The sequence below is a fragment of the Microbacterium sp. S308A+ genome (genome assembly GCF_049800815.1).
Classification (GTDB): Bacteria; Actinomycetota; Actinomycetes; order Actinomycetales; family Microbacteriaceae; genus Microbacterium.
Genome location: NZ_JBNAFT010000001.1, coordinates 372,612 through 394,404, shown reverse-complemented (window position 1 = coordinate 394,404; position 21,793 = coordinate 372,612). Strand labels below are relative to the sequence as shown.

Here is a 21,793-nt window from a genome sequence, read left to right as displayed (position 1 = left end):
CGAGCGTATCGCGCGTCAGTGTGCCGCTTCGTTCCAGTCCGCCCCGCGTCCGACCTGCACGTCCAGCGGGACGGACAACTCTGCCGCGCCCCCCATACGAGCGCGGACGATGCGTTCGACCGGGTCCCATTCACCATCCGCGACCTCCACGACGAGCTCGTCGTGGATCTGCAGGAGCACACGAGAGCGGAGACCATCCGTCAGCAGATCCTGATGGATGCGGAACAGCGCGATCTTCATGATGTCCGCCGCGCTCCCCTGAATGGGAGCGTTGAGAGCGGCTCTCTCCGCGTTCTCGCGCAGCACCCGGTTGGGGCTGGCCAGGTCAGGGAACGGGCGCCGACGTCCGAAGATCGTCTCGGTGTAACCCACCTCCTTCGCGGCGACGACGGACGCCCGCAGGTAGTCGCGGACGGCGCCGAACCGGGAAAAGTACTCGAGCATGAGCTGCTTGGCCTCGGTCTGCTCGATCCGCAGCTGCTTCGACAGACCGAAAGCGCTCAACCCGTACACGAGCCCGTAGGACATCGCCTTGACCTTGGTGCGCATCAAGGGGGTGACGTCGTCCGGCTCGACACCGAAGACTCTGGCGCCGACGAAACGGTGCAGGTCTTCGCCGGTGTTGAAGGCCTCGATCAGGCCTTCGTCGCCGGACAGGTGCGCCATGATACGCATCTCGATCTGCGAGTAGTCCGCGGTAAGGAGCGTTTCATAGCCCTCGCCTACCTCGAACGCCGCACGGATGCGCCGCGACTCCTCCGTGCGAACCGGGATGTTCTGCAGATTCGGATCGGTGCTGGAGAGCCGGCCGGTCTGACTGCCGGTCTGGACGTAGGTCGTGTGGACGCGATGGTCTTCTCGGATCGAGGTGTCCAGCGACTCGATGATCTGACGCAGCTTCGTGGCCTCGCGATGCTGGAGGAGCAGCCCCAGGAACGGATGAGGGTTCGTCTCCTGCAGGTCGGCGAGCACGGCGGCATCGGTGGAGTAGCCCGTCTTGGTCTTGCGCGTCTTCGGCAGCTCGAGATCCTCGAACAGGACCTCTTGCAGCTGTTTGGGGGAACCGAGGTTCACCTCGCGCCCGATGATGCCGAACGCCTCCTGCGCGATGCGGTCGGCGCGTTCGGCGAGCTCTCGCGAGAAGCCAGACAGCTTCTCGTGCGAGACGGCGACCCCCGCCAGCTCCATGTCGGCGAGCGTGCTCAGAGTCGGCAGCTCGATCTCGCGGAGAACGCGATCCACGCTCTCCGGCAGGTCGGCACGAAGCGCCTCCGCGACCCGTGCGGTGAACCACGACAGCTGCGCCGGCGTCGCCCCCTCCGTCTCCGGGACGAGCTGGCTCGGATCCGCCTCGGGAAGCTTCTCGCCCAGGTAACGGTCCACGAGGTCGGCCAAGGACTTGTCCGGGAAGCTCGGGCGGAGCAGCCATCCCGCGAGACTGGTGTCGTAAGCCAGACCACCGAGCCGGATCCCGGCGTTGCGCAGCGCCTTTATCTGGGGCTTCGCGTCGTGGAACACCTTGGGCGCGTCCGAGGTCAGCCAGCCCTGTAGCGCCGCGCTCGTGTCGCCATCCCATCCTGCCTCGACGAGGTCGCCGGCCGAAGAGAGCCCGATCCGCTGCGGCAAGGCGTTCGCGGTGACGAGGGTGACGCCGACCTCGCCGGAGAGCCCCTCCACCCAGCTGCGCAAGCCTGTGGCGTCCACCTCTCTCGCGGCGGGGACGTCCGCCTGTGCGCGCGTCTCCTCTGCCCCGTCGCCGCCGTCCATCGCCTCGAAGACCCTGGGCAGCAGCGTGCGGAACTCCAGGCGGGCGAAGATGTCACGGACGGCCTGCGCGTCGATCGGTTCGACCGCAAGATCCGTCGGGCCGACGGTGAGGTCGACGTCGCGAAGGAGACGATTCAGCCGACGGTTGCGCCGGACGTCCTCGATGTGGTCGCGGAGATTGCCACCGACGACCCCCTTGATCTCGTCCGCTCGGTCAAGGAGCTCGTCGAGCGAACCGAACTGGGTGAGCCACTTCACCGCGGTCTTCTCCCCCACCTTGGGGACGCCGGGGAGGTTGTCACTGGTCTCCCCGACGAGGGCCGCGATATCGGGATACTGCTCCGGACGGACCCCGTAGCGCTCCTGCACCGCTGTCGGGTCGTAGCGCTTGAGTTGAGAGACCCCCTGAACGGAAGGGTAAAGGAGGGTGATCTCGTCATTGACGAGCTGGATCGTATCGCGGTCTCCCGAGACGACGAGCACGTCGAACCCCTGCTCCGCGCCCTGCGTCGCGAGGGTCGCGAGGATGTCATCGGCCTCGACCGTCTCCTTCACGAGCACCGGGATGGACATCGCGGCCAGGCAGTCCTGGAGCAACGGGATCTGGCCACGGAACTCCTGCGGGGTCTCCGACCTCGTCGCCTTGTACTCCGCATACTCCTCGGTGCGGAACGAATGACGCGAGGTGTCGAAGGCGATCGCCAGGTGGGTAGGGCGCTCCGCCTTGATGAGGTTGACGAGCATCGACAGGAAGCCGTAGATCGCGTTGGTGTGCTGGTTGTCCTTGGTCGTGAAGTTCTCGACCGGCAGCGCGAAGAAGGCACGATATGCGAGCGAGTGGCCGTCTACGACCATGAGGGTAGGCTTTGCGGAGTCCGTCACCCTGTCAGCCTAACGAGGACGACGGACACTCGCCGAGGAGGACGCATGCCGGAGACGGACCCGACGGAAGAGCGCGACTGGTCGACGCCCGAAGCCCTGGGCGCGCTGGCCGCCAAGATGGGGATGCGCTTCCTCCAGGTCAGCGCGGAACGGAGCGTGGCGACTCTTCCTGTCGAGGGAAACACCCAGCCTTTCGGCCTCATGCACGGCGGCGCATACGTCGTGCTGGGCGAGACGCTGGGCTCGATCTCCGCGACCCTGCACGCGGGTCCTGGACGTATGGCGGTCGGTGTCGACATCAACGCGACACATACCCGTTCGGTCACGAGCGGGGTCGTGACCGGCGTCTGCACGCCGATCCACCTCGGACGGAGCATCGCGGTGCACGAGATCGCCGTCAGCGACGATCAGGGACGACGATGCTCCACGATCCGCATCACGAACATGATCAAGGACATCCCGCGCAGCTGAGTCAGACGGCGAGCGTCCTCGTCATTTCTTGGGCGCGAGCTGCTCGATGATGGCCTTCGCGACGTCCTGCATCGTCAGACGACGATCCATCGACGCCTTCTGAATCCAGCGGAACGCCTCCGGCTCGCTGAGGCCCATCTTCTCGTTCAGAAGGCCCTTCGCACGGTCCACGAGCTTGCGGGTCTCGAAGCGCTCGACCATGTCGGCGACCTCTGCCTCGAGCGTGATGATCTGCTCGTGACGAGCCAACGCGATCTCGATCGCAGGCAGCAGGTCGTTCGGCGTGAACGGCTTGACGACGTACGCGAGCGCGCCTGCCTCGCTGGCACGCTCGACGAGCTCCTTCTGGCTGAAGGCGGTGAGCAGCACGACCGGCGCGATGTTGTTCTTGTGGAGCTTCTCCGCGGCGCTGATGCCGTCGAGCTGCGGCATCTTGACATCCATGATGACCAGGTCGGGACGCAGTTCCGTCGCAAGTTGCACGGCCGTCTCGCCGTCTCCGGCTTCGCCGACGACGTCGAAGCCGTTGTCGCGGAGGATCTCGACGATGTCGAGGCGGATCAGCGACTCGTCCTCGGCGACGACGACGCGCCGCGGAGCGGAGACGGTGGGCTGCTCAGGCTGCTCTTGCTCGGTCACCCGACCATTCTAGAGGAAGGCGCTGCCGGACCCGAGCGAACGCGCGCACGAACGGACTTCGAGTGCCGGCGGTGGGACTCGAACCCACACGCCCGTGAGGACAAAGCATTTTGAGTGCTCCGCGTCTGCCATTCCGCCACGCCGGCTCGGACTCCACGCTAGCGCACGACGCTGTCCTGCGCGGACCGCGAGGACGACGGAGGGCGAGGCCATCGGCCCCGCCCTCCGCGACGATCACGCCCGTGCGGCCTTGTATACCGGAGCGGCGCCGCCCACCGCGTCACCTACCTTGTGCACGCGGATGTCGTTCGTGGAGCCGATGAGGCCGGGAGGGGACCCGGAGATCACGACGACCTTGTCCCCTTCGGCGGCCAGCCCCTCGCCCAGCAGGTGCTCGTCCACCTGGTGGAACATCAGGTCCGTGTGCTCGACGACGTCGACGAGGACGGAGCGGATTCCCCAGGTGATCGCCAGGCGATGGCGGATCGCGGGCTCGGGAGTGAAGGCGAGCATCGGGATACGGGAGCGAAGACGGGACATGCGTCGTGCAGAGTCGCCCGACTGGGTGAACACGCAGATGAACTTCGCCTCGACGAACTCGGCGACCTCGAGCCCGGCCAGCGTGATGATCCCGCCCTGCGTGCGAGGCCTGTTGGTGAGCGGGTGAATGCGCTCGAGCCCGTGTTCCTCGGTCGACTCGATGATGCGAGCCATCGTCTCGACGACGATCACCGGGTACTCCCCCACGCTCGTCTCTCCCGACAGCATGACCGCGTCCGCGCCGTCGAGGACCGCGTTGGCGACGTCCGACGTCTCCGCGCGGGTGGGAACCGGACTGGAGATCATGGATTCCAGCATCTGCGTCGCGACGATGACCGGCTTCGCGTTCTGGCGGGCGAGCTCGACCGCTCGCTTCTGCACGATCGGGACCGCCTCGAGAGGCAGCTCCACGCCCAGGTCGCCACGGGCGACCATGATCCCGTCGAACGCGGCGACGATCTCCTCCAGCGCGTCCACCGCCTGGGGCTTCTCGATCTTCGCGAAGACGGGGACGCGCACGCCCTCCTCCGCCATGATCTCGTGCACCCGCTCGACGTCGGTGGCGTTGCGGACGAACGACAGCGCGATGAGGTCTGCGCCCGAGCGCAATCCCCAACGGAGGTCCTGTTCGTCCTTCTCGCTGAGCGCCGGGACGTTCACGGCGACGCCAGGGAGGTTGATGCCCTTGTTGTTGGACACGGCGCCGGCGACGACGACTCTGGTCGTCACCGTGGTGCCGTCGGTGTCGACGACCTCGACCCGGACCTTGCCGTCGTCGATCAGCAGGTAGTCCCCCGGCTTGACGTCCTGCGGAAGTCCCTTGAAGGTGGTCCCGGAGATCTCCCGGTTCCCGACGATGTCCTCGGTCGTGATCTTGAAGATGTCTCCGACGGCGAGCTCGTACGGGCCGTCCTCGAACTTGCCGAGGCGGATCTTCGGCCCCTGCAGATCCACGAGGATCGCCACGGCGCGCCCGGAGTCTTCTGCGGCACGACGTACATTGGCGTAGTTGTTGTCGTGCACGGAGTAGTCCCCATGGCTGAGGTTCAGGCGCGCGACATCCACCCCCGCGTCGATGAGGGCACGAACCGTCTCGTACGTCGAGGTGGCCGGTCCGAGGGTGGCGACGATCTTGGCACGTCTCAAAGCTATGTCTCCGTGTGGTTCGAGGATGGACGAGGGGGCCACGCTGCCGGGGTTCAGCCTACGCGGGCTGGAGACCCAGCGCGACATCCGTCGGCTGTACAGGCGACGGAAGGACGGTGCGACCCATGAGGTATCGGTCGACGCTCGCGGCCGCCGCCCTTCCTTCCGCGATCGCCCAGACGATGAGGGACTGTCCCCGCCCCGCATCTCCGGCCACGAACACACCCTGCGTCGTCGTGGCGTACTCGTCGTCGCGGGCGTAGACGCCGCGGTCGGTCGTCAGCGGTCGTTCTTTTCCGTCGATGGCCTCGGCATCCGGACCGGTGAAGCCCATCGCGATGAGCACGAGGTCCGCGGGGATCTCGCGCTCGGTACCGCTCCGGGGCACGCGGCGTCCGTCGACGTACTCGGTCTCGGCCACACGCAGTGCACGGACCTCTCCGGCCTCATTCGCGAGGAACTCCACGGTCGATGCGAGATACACCCGCTCGCCGCCCTCCTCGTGCGCGGACTGGACCTCGAAGACCGTGGGCATCATCGGCCACGGCTGGTGCTCAGGCCGACCGCTCGACGGCTGGCGTCCGATCGCGAGGTTCGTGACGCTCAAGGCGCCCTGCCGATGCGCGGTGCCGATGCAGTCCGCGCCGGTGTCGCCACCGCCGATCACGACGACGTGCTTGCCCCTCGCGCTGATCTGGTTCGGCACCGGATCCCCGGCGACCGCCTTGTTCGACTCCACGAGGTACTCCATCGCGAAGTGGATCCCGTCCAGATCCCGTCCAGGGATCGCGAGGTCTCGCGGCACCGTCGAACCGGTCGCCAGGACCACGGCGTCATACCGGGCGCGCAGATCCTGCCAGCTGATGTCGACACCGATCTCCACGCCGGCGCGAAAACGGGTGCCCTCCTCCTGCATCTGACGGAGGCGCGTGTCGAGGACGGACTTTTCCATCTTGAAGTCCGGAATGCCGTATCGAAGCAGGCCGCCGATGCGGTCGTCCCGCTCGAACACCGCCACCGTGTGGCCCGCCCGGGTGAGCTGCTGCGCCGCAGCCAGCCCTGCCGGGCCGGACCCGACGACCGCCACGGTCTTGCCGGTGAGACGCTCGGGAGGCTGCGGCTCCACCCAGCCCTTGGCTGTCGCCTCGTCGATGATCGAGACCTCGATCTGCTTGATGGTCACGGCGGGCTGGTTGATGCCGAGCACGCAGGAGCTCTCGCACGGCGCGGGGCAGAGGCGACCCGTGAACTCGGGGAAGTTGTTCGTCGCGTGCAGGCGCTCGATCGCCGCGCGGCCCTCACCACGCCAGGCCAGATCGTTCCACTCCGGGATGAGGTTGCCGAGCGGGCATCCCGAGTGACAGAACGGCACGCCGCAGTCCATGCATCGACTCGCCTGCCGACGGAGCACCGCGGAGTCGCCCGGCTCGTAGACCTCTTTCCAGTCCAGGATCCGGACCGGCACGGGGCGGCGAGCAGGCAGCTCCCGCTCCGTCACCTTGAGAAAGCCTTTGGGGTCAGCCACCGGTCACCTCCAGGATGCGGTTCCAGACGATATCGCCGTCGGGGTCCAGCCCCGCGGCCAGCGCCTCTTCGCGGGTGCGCCGCACGGCGGCGAAGTCACGCGGGAGGACCTTGACGAACTCGGCCGACGCCCCCTCGAAATCGGCGAGGAGCTCCGCGGCCAGAGGCGATCCCGTGCGCTCCTCGTGCTCGACGAGCAGGCTGCGAAGGACTTCCAGGTCGGCGCGGTCGAGAGGCTCGAGGAGGAGCTCGCCGGCGTCGAGGGACTGGGCGTTCACCCTCTCCTCGCGGAGGTCTCGGACGTAGGCCACGCCTCCGGACATCCCGGCGCCGAGGTTGCGTCCCGTCTCGCCGAGGATGACCGCGACGCCGCCGGTCATGTACTCCAACGCGTGGTCGCCAACCCCCTCGACGACGGCCGTGGCCCCCGAGTTGCGGACGAGGAAGCGCTCCCCGACCACGCCCGAGATGTAGATCGTGCCGCTGGTGGCTCCATAGCCGATGACGTTTCCTGCGATCACGTTGCGATCCGGGCGGAAAGTCGCCGTCCGCGGCGGACGGATCGTGATGTCGCCGCCGGACAGTCCCTTGCCGACGTAGTCGTTCGCGTCGCCTTCGAGCCGGAGCGCGATCCCGGGCGGCAGGAACGCGCCGAGCGATTGCCCCGCCGTACCGTGCAGCGTGACGTCGATCGTCTCCCTGGCGAGCCCCTTCGCCCCGTGCCGGGAAGTGACGGCGTGGCCGAGCATGGTGCCGACCGCGCGCTCGGTGTTGCGGATCGGGACCTCGACGATGACCGGAGCCTTGTCCTCCAGTGCCTCCCGGGCCATCTCGATCAACGCCGCGTCGAAGTGCTTCTCCAGCTCGTGATCCTGTGCACGGCCGCTGCGGCGCGGCTCGCCGGCGGGGAAGACCGGGCCTTCAAGCACCGGCGAGAGGTCGAGTCCATCGGCCTTCCAATGACGGACCGCCGCGTCGACGCGCAGCAGATCGGCGCGGCCGATGATCTCGTCCAGAGTGCGGAAGCCGAGGGAGGCGAGGATCTCGCGTACCTCCTCGGCGATGAACTCCATGAAGTTGACCACGAACTCGGGCTTGCCGGTGAAGCGTTCCCGCAGCACCGGGTTCTGTGTCGCGACGCCGACCGGGCAGGTGTCGAGGTGGCAGACGCGCATCATGATGCAGCCGCTCACGACGAGCGGAGCGGTCGCGAATCCGAACTCCTCTGCCCCCAGCAGCGCGCCGATGACCACGTCGCGGCCGGTCTTGAGCTGCCCGTCGACCTGGACCACCACGCGGTCGCGCATCCCGTTGAGCATGAGCGTCTGCTGGGTCTCGGCGAGTCCCAGCTCCCAGGGCGTCCCCGCGTGCTTGAGCGAGTTCAGCGGGCTTGCGCCCGTGCCGCCGTCATGCCCGGAGACGAGGACCACGTCGCTGAGCGCCTTAGCGACGCCCGCCGCGACGGCCCCGATCCCGGACTGGCTGACGAGCTTGGTGTGGATGCGAGCGGCGGGGTTGGCCCGCTTCAGGTCGAAGATCAGCTGTTTCAGATCCTCGATCGAGTAGATGTCGTGGTGCGGCGGCGGGGAGATCAGACCGACGCCGGGTGTCGCATGCCGTGTCCGAGCGACCCAGGGATAGACCTTCTGCGGCGGGAGCTGGCCTCCTTCGCCGGGCTTCGCCCCCTGGGCCAGCTTGATCTGGATATCGTCCGCTTGGGTGAGGTAAAGGCTCGTGACGCCGAACCGCCCGGAGGCGACCTGCTTGATCGCGCTCCGCCGCTCCGGGTCGACCAGACGGTCCGGATCCTCGCCGCCCTCGCCCGTGTTGGACTTGGCGCCGAGGCGGTTCATCGCGATCGCGAGGGTCTCGTGCGCCTCCTGCGAGATCGACCCGTAGCTCATCGCGCCCGTGGAGAAACGCTTCACGATCGAGGAGATCGGCTCGACCTCGTCGATCGGGACCGGGGGGCGCTCCCCCGTCCGCAGTTCGAAGAGCCCGCGCAACGTCTTCAGCTCCCGAGACTGGTCGTCGACGAGCTTCGTGTACTCACGGAAGACGTCATAGCGTCGATTACGCGTCGAGTGCTGGAGACGGAAGACCGTCTCGGGGTTGAAGAGGTGGGGCGCGCCATCGCGACGCCACTGATACTCTCCCCCGGTCCAGAGCCGTTCATGCGCACGAGCGGCGGCATCCTCGGGGTAGGCGTGGTCGTGCCGGGCCTGGTTCTCGGCGAAGACGTCCTCGATCCCGATTCCACCGAGCCGCGTCGCGGTGCCGGTGAAGTAGGCGTCGACGAACTCCTGACTGAGCCCGACGGCCTCGAAGACCTGCGCGCCGGCGTAGGACCCGACCGTGGAGATGCCCATCTTGGACATGATCTTCAGCACGCCCTTACCCAGCGCGTAGATCAGATTCCGCACCGCCTTCTCTGGCGTGACCCCGGAGATGAACCCGGTGCGCACGAGATGCTCCACCGTCTCCATCGCCAGATACGGATTGACCGCCGACGCGCCGTAGCCGATCAAGGTGGCGACGTGATGCACCTCGCGCACGTCGCCGGCTTCGACGATCAGGCCCACTTTCATCCGGTTCTCGTTGCGGATCAGATGGTGGTGGACGGCCGAGATCATCAGGAGCGACGGGATCGGCACGAGGTCCTTGTTCGAGTCTCGATCGGAGAGGATGATGAACTCCGCGCCCTGTGCGATCGCATCGTCAACCTCCGCGCACATCTCCGACAACCGCTGCTGCATCGTGTGCGCGCCGGCATCGAAGTGGTAGAGGCCCTTGATCGTCGCACTGGACCGCCCGGGCAAGGCCCGATCGATGTGTCGGATCTTCGCGAGCTCGTCATTGTCGATGACCGGGAAGTCCAGCGTCACGCTGCGGGCGTGCTCGGGTCCCGATGCCAGCAGGTTGCGCTCGGGGCCGAGCCCGAGCCCCAGGCTGGTCACGACCTCTTCGCGGATGGCGTCCAGGGGCGGGTTCGTCACCTGGGCGAACTGCTGGACGAAGTAGTCGAAGAGAAGCCGCGGACGCTCGCTGAGCACGGCGATCGGCGCGTCGCTGCCCATCGCGCCCAGCGGCTCGGCGCCGTGCTGTCCCATCGGGGTGAGGAGGATGCGGACCTCTTCCTCGGTGTAGCCGAAGGTCCGTTGCCGTCGGGTGATCGAGGCGGGGGGATGCACGATGTGCTCACGCTCGGGGAGATCGGCGAGGCGCACCGTGCCTTCGTCCAGCCACTTCCGCCACGGCTCCATGCCTGCGAGCTCACGTTTGACCTCGTCGTCTTCCACGATCCGACCCTGAGCGGTGTCGACGAGGAACATCGTTCCCGGGCGAAGCCGTCCCCGGCGCTTGATGCGCTCCGGAGCGAACTCCAGCACGCCTGTCTCGCTGCCGATGACGATCAGTCCGTCTGTGGTCTCCGTCCAGCGACCGGGTCGAAGACCGTTGCGGTCGAGGGTCGCACCGACGAGCGTTCCGTCGGTGAAGATGAGCGCCGCGGGTCCGTCCCATGGCTCCATCTGGTTCGCATGGAACTCGTAGAAGGCACGGAGGTCGGGATCGAGGTCGTCCTGTCTCTCCCACGCCGGAGGCACCATCATCATGATGGCGTGCGGCAGCGTGCGCCCGGTGAGAGTGAGCAGCTCGAGCACCTCGTCGAAGGATGCGGAATCACTCGCACCGTCCGTGCAGATCGGCAGCAGCGGGCGGATGTCGCCCAGGAGCTCCGACTCGAGTTGAGACTGACGCGCACGCATCCAGTTGCGGTTGCCTCCGACAGTGTTGATCTCGCCGTTGTGGGCGAGCATGCGCAGGGGCTGGGCGAGCGGCCAGGAGGGGAAGGTGTTGGTCGAATAACGAGAGTGCACGACCGCAAGCTCCGAGGTGAAGCGCTCGTCCTGGAGGTCAGGATAGAACGGCTCCAGCTGGAGCGTGGTCACCATGCCCTTGTACCCGAGGGTGCGCGCGGAGAGTGTCACGAAGTAGGCGCCGAGCTCGTTCCCCGCGCGCTTCCGCAGTCGGTAGGCAAGGCGATCGAGCGCGATGCCGGAGACGCCGGGTCCGTCATCGCTCGGGCGAGAGACGAAGAGCTGCTCGAAGGCAGGTCGGGCTTCGTCTGCGAGCTTGCCGAGGTGCTCGTTCGCGGTGGGCACCTCACGCCAGCCGAGGACGGTGAGGCCCTCCTCCGCGGCGATCCTCTCGATCCCCGCCTTCTGCGTACGCCGCGCGCTGGCGTCCCGGGGCAGGAACGCGAGTCCCGCAGCATACTCTCCCGCGGCGGGAAGCAGGAACGGAACGACCTCACGCAGGAATCCGTCCGGCATCTGAGTGAGGATCCCCGCCCCGTCACCGGTGCCCGCGTCGGAGCCGATCGCCCCGCGGTGCTCGAGGTTGCGCAGGGCCTCCAACGCGAGCGCGATGATGTCGTGTCCCGGCGCACCGCGCAGGGTGGCCACCATCGCCAGGCCACAGGCGTCCTTCTCGAAGGCCGGATCGTACATTCCCTGACGTGCGGGATACCGATGGCCGGTGCTCGCGCGTCCGGGGTCGTCCAGCGAGTGGCTCGATGCCATGCGTACCGTCCTCATTGTTCGATGCACAAAGGACGTCTTCGGCCTGCGCAGCGCTCAGCAGATGGGGGGATCCTCACGAGGCCGCGCTCCACCTCGGAGGTGGGGTGTCAGCTCGTGGGAGCAGTGCTTGTGGCTGTGGCTCCATCGACCTCGTCCGCCGTCGGAGGCTCGCTCACATCGACGAACTCGGAGAGATTGTCCTGAGAGTCTACATCAGCCTTCTTCGGCTCCCGGCCGGGGTAGTACGGCGAGGGCTCGACTCCGGGATGGCGACGCGTCTGGACGATGAGGATCACGAGACCGATAACCACGCCGGCGATCGCCGCCCAGACGTTCGTGCGCAGGCCCAGGTAGATCTCGCTCGGGTCGATCCGGATCGACTCCCAGACGATGCGTCCTGCGCTATACCAGACGAGGTACAGCGCGAAGAGCTTGCCCCACTGCAGGCGCATCCGGCGCCCGATCCAGAGGAGGAAGAGCACACCGAGCGTGTTCCAGATCACCTCGTACAGGAAGGTCGGGTGGAACAGGGTGCCCTCGGCCAGGCCCGCGGGGAAGGCAGGGTTCGTGGACTCGATCTCGAGCCCCCAGGGCAGATCGGTGGGCAGGCCGAACAGCTCGTGGTTGAACCAGTTGCCGAACCGCCCGATCGCCTGGGCGAGCAGCAGCCCTGGCGCCAGGGCGTCGGCGAACGTCCAGAAGCGGATCCCGGACCACTTGCACCCGAGCCATGCGCCGATCGCGCCGCCGATGAGGGCGCCGTAGATCGCGATGCCGCCCTCCCAGATATAGAACACCGCCCAGATGTTCTTGCCCGGCCCGAAATAGAAGCCCGGGTGCGTGAGGACGTGGAAGATGCGTGCGGCGATGATCGCGAGCGGGACGGCGATGATCGCGATGTCCACGACGACCCAGCGCTCTGCACCGCGTCTGGTGAGCCGGTGGTTGGTGATCAGCACGGCGAGGATGATGCCGGTGATGATGCACAGCGCGTAGAAGTGGATCGTGAACGGGCCGAGCGAGAACGAGCTGACCGGAGGGCTCGGAATGCTGGCGGTCACGCCCGCGAGGACGTTGTGGAGCGCGAGGGACATGGGATCGATTCTACGGGTTCACCCGTCGCGACGCGTTCCGGCCGCGAGCTGGCGCGTCACCTCCGCAAGCTGGGCGACGCCTCCGTCGCGCAGGGCACGGACGAGCGCGGTGCCGACGATCGCGCCGTCGGCGTACTCGAGCACCGCACGGATCTGCTCCGCCGTCGAGATGCCGATGCCCACGCAGGCACGCTGTGCGCCATGCGCGCGGAGCCGCCCGACGAGCGTGCGAGCGGCTCGGTCGAGCTCGGCCCGCTCGCCGGTGATGCCCATCGTCGAGACCGTGTAGACGAACCCGCGGCTCGCCTCGACGATGAGGTCGAGACGAGCCTCCGTCGAGGTCGGGGCGGCCAGGAAGACCCGGTCGAGCCCCGTGCGCTCGCTCGCGGCAATCCACTCGGCGGCGGCGTCCGGAGTGATGTCGGGCGTGATGAGCCCCGCCCCGCCTGCCGCGAGCAGATCGTCGGCGAATCGTGCGACGCCGTATTGCAGCACCGGGTTCCAATAGGTCATCACGACGACCGGGACGTCGACGGCCGCCGTGATCTCCCGGACGGCGGCGAAGAGATCGGCCATCCGGAATCCCGAGGCGAGCGCCTTCTGCGTTGCCTCCTGGATGATCGCGCCGTCCATGACCGGGTCGCTGTAGGGGGGGCCGAGCTCGATGACGTCGGCGCCGTTCCGGGCGAGCACGATCGCCGCCTCGATGCTCGTGGCCAGGTCGGGGAAGCCGACGGGAAGGTAGCCGATGAAGGCGCCGCGCCCCTGCTCCTCCGCTGTCCTGATGGCCTGCTCGACGCGGCTCATCGCTGACCCTCCTCGTCGTAGAGGCCGAAGTAGCGGGCCGCCGTCTCCATGTCCTTGTCACCGCGCCCGGAGAGGCAGACCGCGATGAGCGCGTCCGGCCCGAGGGCACGGCCAAGCCGTTGGGCCCCGGCAAGAGCGTGCGCCGACTCGATCGCCGGGATGATGCCCTCGGTGCGGCTCAGAAGACGCAGCGCCTGCATCGCCTCGTCGTCGGTCGCCGGGATGTACTCGGCGCGACCGATGTCGGCGAGCCATGCGTGCTCCGGCCCCACCCCGGGGTAGTCGAGTCCTGCGGAGATCGAGTGGGACTCGATCGTCTGACCGTCCTCGTCCTGCAGAACGTAGGTCTTGGCTCCGTGGAGGACGCCGGGCCGTCCCCGTTCGATCGACGCGGCGTGTTTGTCGGTGTCGACGCCGTCGCCCGCCGCCTCCACCCCGTAGAGACGCACCTCGGCGTCGTCGAGGAACGCGTCGAACATGCCGATCGCGTTGGATCCGCCGCCCACACAGGCGACGACAGCGTCAGGCAGCCGCCCGGCCTCGTCGAGGAGCTGCTGACGGGCCTCCTCGCCGATGATCTTCTGGAAGTCGCGCACCATGGCCGGGAACGGGTGCGGACCGGCTGCCGTGCCGAAGATGTAGTTGGTCGTCTCCACGCTTGCGACCCAGTCCCGGTAGGCGTCGTTGATCGCGTCCTTGAGGGTGCGGGAGCCGGTGGTCACCGGGATCACCTCGGCCCCGAGGAGGCGCATGCGCGCGACGTTGAGCGCTTGGCGCTCCGTGTCGACCTCGCCCATGTAGATCGTGCACTCCAGGCCGAACAACGCCGCGGCCGTGGCGGTGGCGACACCGTGCTGGCCCGCTCCGGTCTCCGCGATCACGCGCGTCTTGCCGAGGCGCCGTGTGAGGAGCGCCTGGCCGAGCACGTTGTTGATCTTGTGAGAGCCGGTGTGGTTCAGGTCCTCACGCTTGAGGAAGATCCGGGCGCCGCCGGCGTGCTCCGCGAAACGTGGGACCTCGGTCAGCGCCGACGGACGCCCTGCGTAAGAGCCCAGTAGATGCGCGAGCTCCGCGCGGAAGGCCGGGTCGGCGATCGCGTCCTCGTAGGCAGCGGTGAGCTCATCGATCGCCGCGATGAGCGACTCAGGCATGTAACGCCCGCCGAAATCGCCGAAGAAGGGACCATGCTGGTCGCGCAGGCTCATGAGCCGGCCTCCAAGAAGGAGCGGAGTGTGGACACGGGATCCCCGCTGACCAACGCCTCGCCGATGAGGACGACGTCGGCACCGGCTCCCCGGTAGTGCGCCACGTCCTCGGGGGTGAGGACCGCCGACTCGGCGATCTTGATCGCAGAGTCGGGGATCCGGTCGACGAGACGGCCGAACAGGTCGCGATCGAGCTCGAGCGTGCGCAGATCCCTCGCGTTCACGCCGATGAGCGTCGCGCCGAGGTCGGCGGCCTGCTCCAGCTCCTCTGCGGAGTGCGTCTCGACGAGCGGCGTCATGCCGAGCTCCAAGATGAGGGCGTGCAGTTCCGTGAGAACACGCGGATCGAGGCCCGCCACGATAAGGAGCACCATGTCGGCACCCGCAGCCCGTGCCTCGAGCACCTGGTAGGGCGTGGCGATGAAGTCCTTGCGCAGGACCGGGACGGATACCGCGGCCGTCACCGCCTCGAGATCGGCCAGGCTGCCCCCGAAACGTCGTTCCTCGGTGAGGACGCTGATCGCAGAGGCGCCGCCCTGCTCGTACAGCGAGGCCTGCAGCGCCGGGTCGGGGATGTCCGCGAGCCGGCCGCGAGATGGGCTGGCCCGTTTCACCTCGGCGATGATCCTCACCCGGTCGCCGGGGCTCAGTGCGGCGACCGCGTCGCGGGCCGCAGCGCGCGCGAGGGCATCGCGTTCGACGGCCGCAAGAGGCCGCCGCTCCTCACGACGGGCCGCGTCCTCGACTGCGCCGGCCGTGAGGTCGGCGAGGACCATCAGTGCGCCTTCGGCGAGTACTTCGGACCCTTCACGCCGTAGCCGGCCTTCGCCAGGATCCACCCGACGATCAGTCCGACCAGGACGAACGCAGCAGAGGCCCAGACGACGATCGGCTGGTCGAGGAAGAAGGCGGTCGTCCCGACGGCGACGCCGAGCAGCATGATCACCACAGCGGTCCAGGCGGCAGGCGAGTGTCCGTGGCCGGGGTCGGCGATGGGGTTGGTCATGTTCTCCTCCGAACGTGCTGTGGAATCCGGCTCAGTCTATCGGGATCACCGGGTGGGATCCGTCCCCTGGGACAGCTCGTCCCAGGACTCGATCGCGTCGACAGGGCCGTTCTCCGACACGGGCAAGGTCTGGAACCGGCGTCCGCCGCCGCGCCAGCGTCTCCCGGTGACGAGGACGAGCGTTCCCGCGAGGAGCAGCAGGAGCCAGCCCACGATCGCCACCCACGGCCACGCCGTGGAAGAGATCCCGCCGATCACCGGCGACAGCGCCTTCTCCCCCGCCAGCCCGGTCACGGACGTCAGGGATGGCGCGACGGCGGCGAGCGGGTGTTGTACGAGGATGACCGTCGTGAGGACGATGAGCACCGCAGCCGCGAGCAGGGCGACCGCGCCGAAGACATAGCGCAACCAGGGGCCGACGAGGGCGACGGCGGCGCCGAGCGCGAGCGTCGTCAGGCTGAGCGGTGCGAGCAGCGGCAGCGCCGTCGCTCCCGGCACGACGACGTCCTCGCCGCCGTCTGCTCGGGAGACGACGAGCCAGGTCTGCGTCGAGGAGATGATCCCGATGCCTCCCGCGATCACCATCAGGAGCAGGCTCACCGAGCGTCCCCGCCGTGCGAGCGCGCTCATGCCCCCTCCTCCCCCGGAGCGGCGGTGGCGGGGCCGACAAGCGGATGAAGATCGGTCGCCTCGAAGCAGGTCCGGGTCCCGGTATGGCAGGCCACGCCGATCTGGTCGACCTGGAGCAGCACGGTGTCGCCGTCGCAGTCGAGCCGTGCGCCGCGCACGTGCTGCACATGCCCCGAGGTGTCCCCCTTGCGCCAGTACGACTGCCGCGAGCGAGACCAGTACACCGCACGCCCCGTCATGAGCGTCCTGCGCAGCGCCTCCTCGTCCATCCACGCGAGCATGAGGACCTCATGCGAATCCCACTGCTGCACCACGACGGGGACGAGCCCCTGATCGTTCCAGCGGACCTGGCCGAGCGCGTCGGCGACCGCGCTCATCGCACGACCACCCCCGCATCGCGCAGGGCGTCCTTGACCTCTCCGACGCTCAGCGCGCTGGTATGGAAGACGCTCGCGGCCAGAACCGCGTCGGCTCCGGCCGCGATGGCAGGCGGGAAGTCCTCGACCCTTCCTGCGCCGCCCGAGGCGATCACCGGCACGCCCGAGACCTCGCGCATGAGGGCCGTGAGCTCGAGGTCGAAGCCGTCTCGCGTCCCGTCCGCGTCGATCGAGTTCACCAGCAGCTCGCCGGCTCCGCGTTCGACCGCCTCTCGTGCCCACTCCCTCGCATCGAGCGCCGTCTCCGTGCGTCCTCCGTGCGTGGTGACGACGAAGCCGGAGGCACTCACGGGGCTGCGCTTGACATCGAGGGACAGCACGAGGACCTGGGCGCCGAACCGATCGGCGATCTCACCGATCAGAGCGGGACGTGCGATCGCCGCCGAGTTGACGCCGACCTTGTCCGCGCCGACGGCGAGCAGCCGGGCGACGTCGTCGACCGAACGCACCCCTCCGCCCACGGTGAGCGGGACGAAGACCTCTTCGGCGGTGCGGCGGACGACGTCGTGGGTCGTGGCCCGCCCGTCCACCGTCGCCGTCACGTCGAGGAAGGTGATCTCGTCGGCGCCCTGCGCGGCATAGTGCGCGGCGAGCTCGACCGGATCGCCCATATCGCGGAGGTTCTCGAAGTTGACACCCTTGACGACACGCCCGTCGGCGACGTCGAGACAAGGGATCACACGGGCGGCGAGAGTCATCAGAGCCTCGCCGCGTGGATCGCGGTGACGAGGATCGCGCGCGCTCCCAGCGCGTACAGCGCGTCCATCACCTGGTTCATCCCCCGTCGCGGGATCATCACACGCACGGCGACCCACCCCGGATCCCGCAGCGGTGACACCGTCGGGGACTCGCGGCCGGAGGCGATCGCGGTCGCCTGGTCCACGAGAGCGGCGGGGAGGTCGTAGTCCAGCAGCACGTAGCGCCGTGCCACCATGACGCCACGGAGCCGGCGGAGAAGGGTGTCGGTGCCCTCGGCATCCTCGGGACGGGAGATCAGGACGGCCTCGGACTCCAGGATCACGGGGCCGAAGATCTCGAGCCCCGCCTGGCGAAGCGTGGTTCCGGTGGAGACCACGTCGGCGACCGCGTCCGCGACGCCGAGCCGCACCGCCGACTCGACGGCACCGTCGAGCTGCACGAGCTCGGCCGAGACTCCGCGCTCCTCGAGGAAGGCGCCGACGAGCCCCGGATACGCGCTGGCCACACGCACTCCCGCAAGCTCCTCGATCGTGGTGAAGCGTCCGGGAGGGCCGGCGAAGCGGAAGGTGGATCCGCCGAATCCCAGCGCCTCGATCTCGCGCGCCGGCTGGCGCACATCGCGCAGAAGATCGCGGCCGGTGATGCCCACGTCAAGCGCCCCGGAGGCGACGTAGGTGGCGATGTCACGAGGACGCAGATAGAAGAACTCGACGTCGTTCTCGGCGTCGACGACGTGCAGCGTCTTCGGGTCGCGGCGACCGGCGTATCCGGCCTCCTGCAGCATCTCGACGGCGGTCTCAGACAGCGATCCCTTGTTCGGGACGGCGATGCGAAGCATGTGGTGAAGGTCTCTCTCGAAGTGGTCCTGGTCGGGGCGCGTCAGAGATGTCGGTAGACGTCCGCCAGGGACAGGCCCTTCGCGATCATGAGGACCTGGAGGTGGTAAAGCAGCTGCGAGATCTCCTCGGCCGCGGCCTCGTCGCTCTCGTACTCGGCCGCCATCCACACCTCGGCCGCCTCTTCGACGATCTTCTTGCCGATCGCGTGGACCCCGCCGTCGAGCTCACGGACGGTGCCCGAGCCCTCCGGGCGTTCCTCGGCCTTGCGGCGCAGTTCCGAGAAGAGTTCGTCGAAGGATTTCACCCGTCCAGGCTAGCGGCTCGGGCGAGGTCCCGGAGCCGGGCGATCGCCGTCTCGACATCGTCCGTCCCGTAGACCGCGGATCCGGCGACGAACGTGTCGGCCCCCGCCTCCGCGGCCTGCGCGATGGTCCTGTCCGAGATCCCTCCGTCCACCTGGAACCAGACATCGGACCCGCGACGCTGCGCCTCCTGCACCAGGGCACGGAGCTTCGGCATGGTCTCGGGCATGAACCCCTGGCCCCCGAAGCCGGGCTCGACCGTCATCACAAGGATCTGGTCGAACTCGTCGAGGATGTCATACAGCGCCTCCCCCGCCGTCCCCGGCTTGATGGCGACGCCGGCGCGAGCGCCCATCTGCCGCAGCCGGCGGGCAAGCGCGACCGGCTCCTCGGCGGCCTCGAGATGGAACGTGACGCTCGCCGCTCCCAGTTCCGCGTAGCCCGGCGCCCAGCGCTCCGGCCCCGTGATCATGAGATGCACATCGAGGGGGATCGGGCTCGTCGCCTGGATGCGCTCGACCATCTGCGGCCCGAAGGTGAGGTTCGGCACGAAGTGGTTGTCCATCACGTCGACGTGCGCGAAGTCGGCCGAGGCGATCCGCGCGAGCTCCGCCTGCATGTTGACGAAGTCGGCGGCGAGGATGCTCGGATTGATGCGAGGGGCAGACGGGAACGCGTGGGACATGCCCCCATTATCCCGGCGAGCGGTCGAGAGTCCGCTCTCCCGGCGTCCGTCCTCTCCCGCCTCAGCCCTTGCGGAGGAGGGAGAGGAACATCGCGTCGGTGCCATGGCGATGTGGCCACAGCTGCGCATGACCACGACCCGACACCGGCTCGGGAAGGTCGATCACCGACCGGGAGACTCCACGGATCGCGGCGCGGGCGTCGAGCTCCGCCAGATCCGGCCGTGCCCGCAGCACGCTCTCGACCACGCCCGCCGTCTCGGCCAGATGCGGCGAGCAGGTCACGTAGGCGACGACTCCCCCCGGCCTCAGCGCCTCGATCGCGGCAGACAGCAACTCCTCCTGCAGGGCGGCAAGCTCCGGGACGTCCGCCGGCACCTTGCGCCAGCGGGCCTCGGGACGCCGACGCAGCGCGCCGAGCCCCGTGCACGGGGCGTCGACGAGGATGCGGTCGTAGCGGGCGGGACGCTGCCGCGCGAACTCCCGCCCGTCCTCCTCCGAGACCGGGACCTCGAGAGGGACGGCGCGGAGCGCACGGCGGACCAGCCCGGCGCGCGCCGGCACGATCTCATTGGCCTCGAGCGCGGCTCCGCCGAGGCGGGCCTGCGCAGCCAGGAGCGCGGTCTTGCCGCCAGGCCCGGCACAGAGGTCCAGCCAGCGCTCTCCGGGGACGATCGGGATGACCCCGGCGAGGGCGAGCGCGACGAGCTGTGACCCCTCGTCCTGGACCCGCACTCTCCCCCCGGTCGCCTCGATCAACGACGCGGGGTCTCCACCCGCGGAGCCGAACGCCGTAGACGCGTAGGGGCGGGGCTCGCCGGCGGGATCCGCGAGCCCGGGCAGGGCGACGAGAGTGACCTCGGGGGCTTTGTTGTCCGCGGCGAGGAGGGCATCCAGCTCCTCGATCCGCCCCTCTGCCGCGAGAGCCCGGCGGAACGCCCTCAGGATCCAGACCGGGTGCGAGGAGCGCCGCCCGATCCGCTCGTCGTCGGAGCGGGCGGAGGATTCGATCGCCTCCTGCCACGAGGCTGCATCCCGACCGGCCATACGGCGGAGGACCGCGTTGGCGAAGCCGCCGGCGCCGCGCCCGGCAGCCTCCGTGACGAGCGCCACCGTCTCGTTCACCGCGGCGTGCGGCGCCACCCTGGTGCTCAGCAGCTGATGGGCCCCCAGCCGCAACGCATCGAGCACGACCGGGTCGATCGCGCTCGTCGAGCGGTCCGCGACGATCGCGATGACGGCGTCGTAGGTGCCGAGCCGCCGCAGGGTGCCGTAGGTCAGCTCGGTTGCGAGGGCCGCGTCCTGCGCGCTCAACCCCGCCTCGCGGATCGCCGACGGGAGGAGGAGGTTGGCATACGCGTCGGAGGCAGTGACCGCGCGCACGACATCGAAGGCGACCCGGCGCGCCGGTTGCACGGTCGTCCCGCGGCGTCGGCGGCCGGCGGCCTGGACTCGTTCGTCTCGGCCGCCGGCGTCGCCTCGACGTGCGGGACCGCGACCGGGACGCCGAGGATACCCGCCGCCGACGTCATCGTTCCGGTCACCGGCTCTGCGGCCTCCATCTCCGCGGGGCGGCCCGGATCCGCCGTGGCCGGTCATCGTCCTGCCCTCGGCAGAACGCCGTCCAGAGGGCGGAGGCCACGGAACCAGTCAGCGGCATCCATCGGGCCTTTTCCTGCAGGTTGGACGCGTGTGAGCAGCAACGGGGTGGTTCCTGTGCCCACGAGCACTCCCCCGCGCACGGAGCGGAGCACCCCGGGGCCGATAGGCTCGTCGGCCTCGGGGGAATCGGCACGGGCGAGGCCGAGGATCTTCACACGCTGACCGCCAACGGTCGTGTGGGCGCCAGGCTCGGAGGTCACACCGCGGAAACGGGCGAAGACGGCGTCCGCGTTCTGACCCCAGTCCAGGAGCCCGTCAGTCTGATCGAGCTTCGGCGCGAAAGTGGGCGTCCCCGTCTGCGGGGTCGCCCGCGCTGTGCCGTCCGCGATCCCCCCGACCACGTCCGCGGTGAGCGCGGCGCCCGCCTCCGCAAGCAGCGTGAGAGCCTCGTCGGCCGTCGCCTCCGAGGGCACGGAGAACGCCTGCCTGGCGAAGACGTCGCCGGCATCGAGCTCCGGGACGAGCTGGAACACGCTCGCGCCGAGCTCGACATCGCCAGCGATGAGGGCTCGCTGCACGGGCGCCGCCCCCCGCCACGCGGGGAGAAGGGAGAAATGAAGGTTGATCCAGCCGTGCGTGGGGATGTCGAGGAGCGGTTCTCTGACGAGACCGCCGTAGGCGACGATCACACCGAGGTCGGGGCGCAGCGCGGCGATCTGACCGGTGACCTCCTCGTCCAGGCGTGCTGCCCCGATGACCGGCAGCCCGAGCTCTCCGGCCGTCGCCGCGACCGGAGACGGAGTGAGCACGCGTCTGCGGCCCAGCGGTGCGTCGGGGCGGGTGACCACCACGGCGATGTCGTGCACGGCGGCGAGACATCGCAGAGTGGGCAGAGCCGCCGCGGGCGTTCCGGCGAAGACGAGGCGCATCGACGATT

19 protein-coding genes and 1 tRNA gene are annotated in these 21,793 nt (G+C 68.8%); 1 reads left to right on the top strand and 19 read right to left on the bottom strand.

Translation table 11 applies throughout. The features are described from left to right. Positions 1 to 15: 15 nt before the first annotated feature. A complete protein-coding gene (polA, locus tag ACP15J_RS01825) occupies positions 16 to 2,649 on the bottom strand; it encodes a DNA polymerase I (protein WP_424935734.1) in 2,634 nt (877 codons plus the stop codon). A 45-nt stretch (positions 2,650 to 2,694) separates the two neighbouring features. On the opposite strand from polA, the gene ACP15J_RS01820 reads away from it, so the two are divergent. Continuing rightward, entirely contained in the window at positions 2,695 to 3,120 is a 426-nt protein-coding gene (locus tag ACP15J_RS01820; protein ID WP_197220181.1) for a hotdog fold thioesterase, read from the top strand. 21 nt (positions 3,121 to 3,141) lie between these two features. On the opposite strand, the gene ACP15J_RS01815 is transcribed toward ACP15J_RS01820, so the two are convergent. From ACP15J_RS01815 to fmt, 18 genes are all read right to left on the bottom strand, one after another. Beyond that, entirely contained in the window at positions 3,142 to 3,759 is a 618-nt protein-coding gene (locus ACP15J_RS01815) for a response regulator (RefSeq protein ID WP_197220182.1), read from the bottom strand. Between the two features lie 63 nt (positions 3,760 to 3,822). Next, positions 3,823 to 3,905: transfer RNA gene (locus tag ACP15J_RS01810), tRNA-Leu, on the bottom strand. A gap of 88 nt (positions 3,906 to 3,993) precedes the next feature. After that, positions 3,994 to 5,445 carry a pyruvate kinase gene (gene pyk / locus ACP15J_RS01805; RefSeq protein WP_424935735.1) on the bottom strand — a complete coding sequence of 484 codons (1,452 nt, stop codon included), beginning with the start codon at positions 5,443 to 5,445 and terminating at the stop codon, positions 3,994 to 3,996. Between the two features lie 58 nt (positions 5,446 to 5,503). After that, positions 5,504 to 6,970: a glutamate synthase subunit beta gene (locus ACP15J_RS01800; RefSeq protein ID WP_424935736.1), complete on the bottom strand. Its 1,467-nt coding sequence runs from the start codon at positions 6,968 to 6,970 to the stop codon at positions 5,504 to 5,506. Beyond that, positions 6,963 to 11,552 (bottom strand): glutamate synthase large subunit, encoded by a 4,590-nt coding sequence (gene gltB / locus ACP15J_RS01795; RefSeq protein WP_424935737.1) that lies wholly within the window; start codon positions 11,550 to 11,552, stop codon positions 6,963 to 6,965. The genes ACP15J_RS01800 and gltB overlap by 8 nt, the downstream gene beginning before the upstream one ends. A gap of 107 nt (positions 11,553 to 11,659) precedes the next feature. Further along, the gene (lgt, locus tag ACP15J_RS01790; RefSeq protein WP_424935738.1) at positions 11,660 to 12,646 is read right to left on the bottom strand and encodes a prolipoprotein diacylglyceryl transferase; all 987 of its coding nucleotides are present in this window, start codon (positions 12,644 to 12,646) and stop codon (positions 11,660 to 11,662) included. Between the two features lie 18 nt (positions 12,647 to 12,664). Continuing rightward, positions 12,665 to 13,453, bottom strand: coding sequence for a tryptophan synthase subunit alpha (gene trpA, locus ACP15J_RS01785; RefSeq protein WP_424935739.1), 789 nt, complete (start codon positions 13,451 to 13,453; stop codon positions 12,665 to 12,667). Then, the gene (gene trpB, locus ACP15J_RS01780) at positions 13,450 to 14,658 is read right to left on the bottom strand and encodes a tryptophan synthase subunit beta (protein ID WP_424935740.1); all 1,209 of its coding nucleotides are present in this window, start codon (positions 14,656 to 14,658) and stop codon (positions 13,450 to 13,452) included. The genes trpA and trpB overlap by 4 nt, the downstream gene beginning before the upstream one ends. After that, the gene (trpC, locus tag ACP15J_RS01775) at positions 14,655 to 15,434 is read right to left on the bottom strand and encodes an indole-3-glycerol phosphate synthase TrpC (protein WP_424935741.1); all 780 of its coding nucleotides are present in this window, start codon (positions 15,432 to 15,434) and stop codon (positions 14,655 to 14,657) included. Before trpC ends, trpB begins: the two co-directional genes overlap by 4 nt. Further along, positions 15,434 to 15,664 carry a DUF6704 family protein gene (locus ACP15J_RS01770; protein WP_424935742.1) on the bottom strand — a complete coding sequence of 77 codons (231 nt, stop codon included), beginning with the start codon at positions 15,662 to 15,664 and terminating at the stop codon, positions 15,434 to 15,436. Before ACP15J_RS01770 ends, trpC begins: the two co-directional genes overlap by 1 nt. A gap of 45 nt (positions 15,665 to 15,709) precedes the next feature. Beyond that, on the bottom strand, positions 15,710 to 16,294 hold the full coding sequence (locus ACP15J_RS01765) for a Trp biosynthesis-associated membrane protein (RefSeq protein WP_424935743.1): 585 nt from the start codon (positions 16,292 to 16,294) through the stop codon (positions 15,710 to 15,712). Next, on the bottom strand, positions 16,291 to 16,671 hold the full coding sequence (hisI, locus tag ACP15J_RS01760; RefSeq protein WP_424935744.1) for a phosphoribosyl-AMP cyclohydrolase: 381 nt from the start codon (positions 16,669 to 16,671) through the stop codon (positions 16,291 to 16,293). The genes ACP15J_RS01765 and hisI overlap by 4 nt, the downstream gene beginning before the upstream one ends. Beyond that, positions 16,668 to 17,429: an imidazole glycerol phosphate synthase subunit HisF gene (gene hisF / locus ACP15J_RS01755; protein ID WP_424935745.1), complete on the bottom strand. Its 762-nt coding sequence runs from the start codon at positions 17,427 to 17,429 to the stop codon at positions 16,668 to 16,670. The genes hisI and hisF overlap by 4 nt, the downstream gene beginning before the upstream one ends. Then, positions 17,429 to 18,268 (bottom strand): ATP phosphoribosyltransferase, encoded by an 840-nt coding sequence (gene hisG / locus ACP15J_RS01750; protein ID WP_424935746.1) that lies wholly within the window; start codon positions 18,266 to 18,268, stop codon positions 17,429 to 17,431. Before hisG ends, hisF begins: the two co-directional genes overlap by 1 nt. A 41-nt stretch (positions 18,269 to 18,309) precedes the next feature. Next, complete coding sequence (locus ACP15J_RS01745; protein ID WP_197219967.1) at positions 18,310 to 18,573, bottom strand: phosphoribosyl-ATP diphosphatase; 264 nt, start codon at positions 18,571 to 18,573, stop codon at positions 18,310 to 18,312. Continuing rightward, the gene (rpe, locus tag ACP15J_RS01740; protein ID WP_424935747.1) at positions 18,570 to 19,256 is read right to left on the bottom strand and encodes a ribulose-phosphate 3-epimerase; all 687 of its coding nucleotides are present in this window, start codon (positions 19,254 to 19,256) and stop codon (positions 18,570 to 18,572) included. Before rpe ends, ACP15J_RS01745 begins: the two co-directional genes overlap by 4 nt. A 61-nt stretch (positions 19,257 to 19,317) precedes the next feature. Continuing rightward, positions 19,318 to 20,853, bottom strand: coding sequence for an RsmB/NOP family class I SAM-dependent RNA methyltransferase (locus ACP15J_RS01735; protein ID WP_424935748.1), 1,536 nt, complete (start codon positions 20,851 to 20,853; stop codon positions 19,318 to 19,320). Next, positions 20,850 to 21,785 carry a methionyl-tRNA formyltransferase gene (fmt, locus tag ACP15J_RS01730; RefSeq protein ID WP_424935749.1) on the bottom strand — a complete coding sequence of 312 codons (936 nt, stop codon included), beginning with the start codon at positions 21,783 to 21,785 and terminating at the stop codon, positions 20,850 to 20,852. The genes ACP15J_RS01735 and fmt overlap by 4 nt, the downstream gene beginning before the upstream one ends. Positions 21,786 to 21,793: the final 8 nt, after the last annotated feature.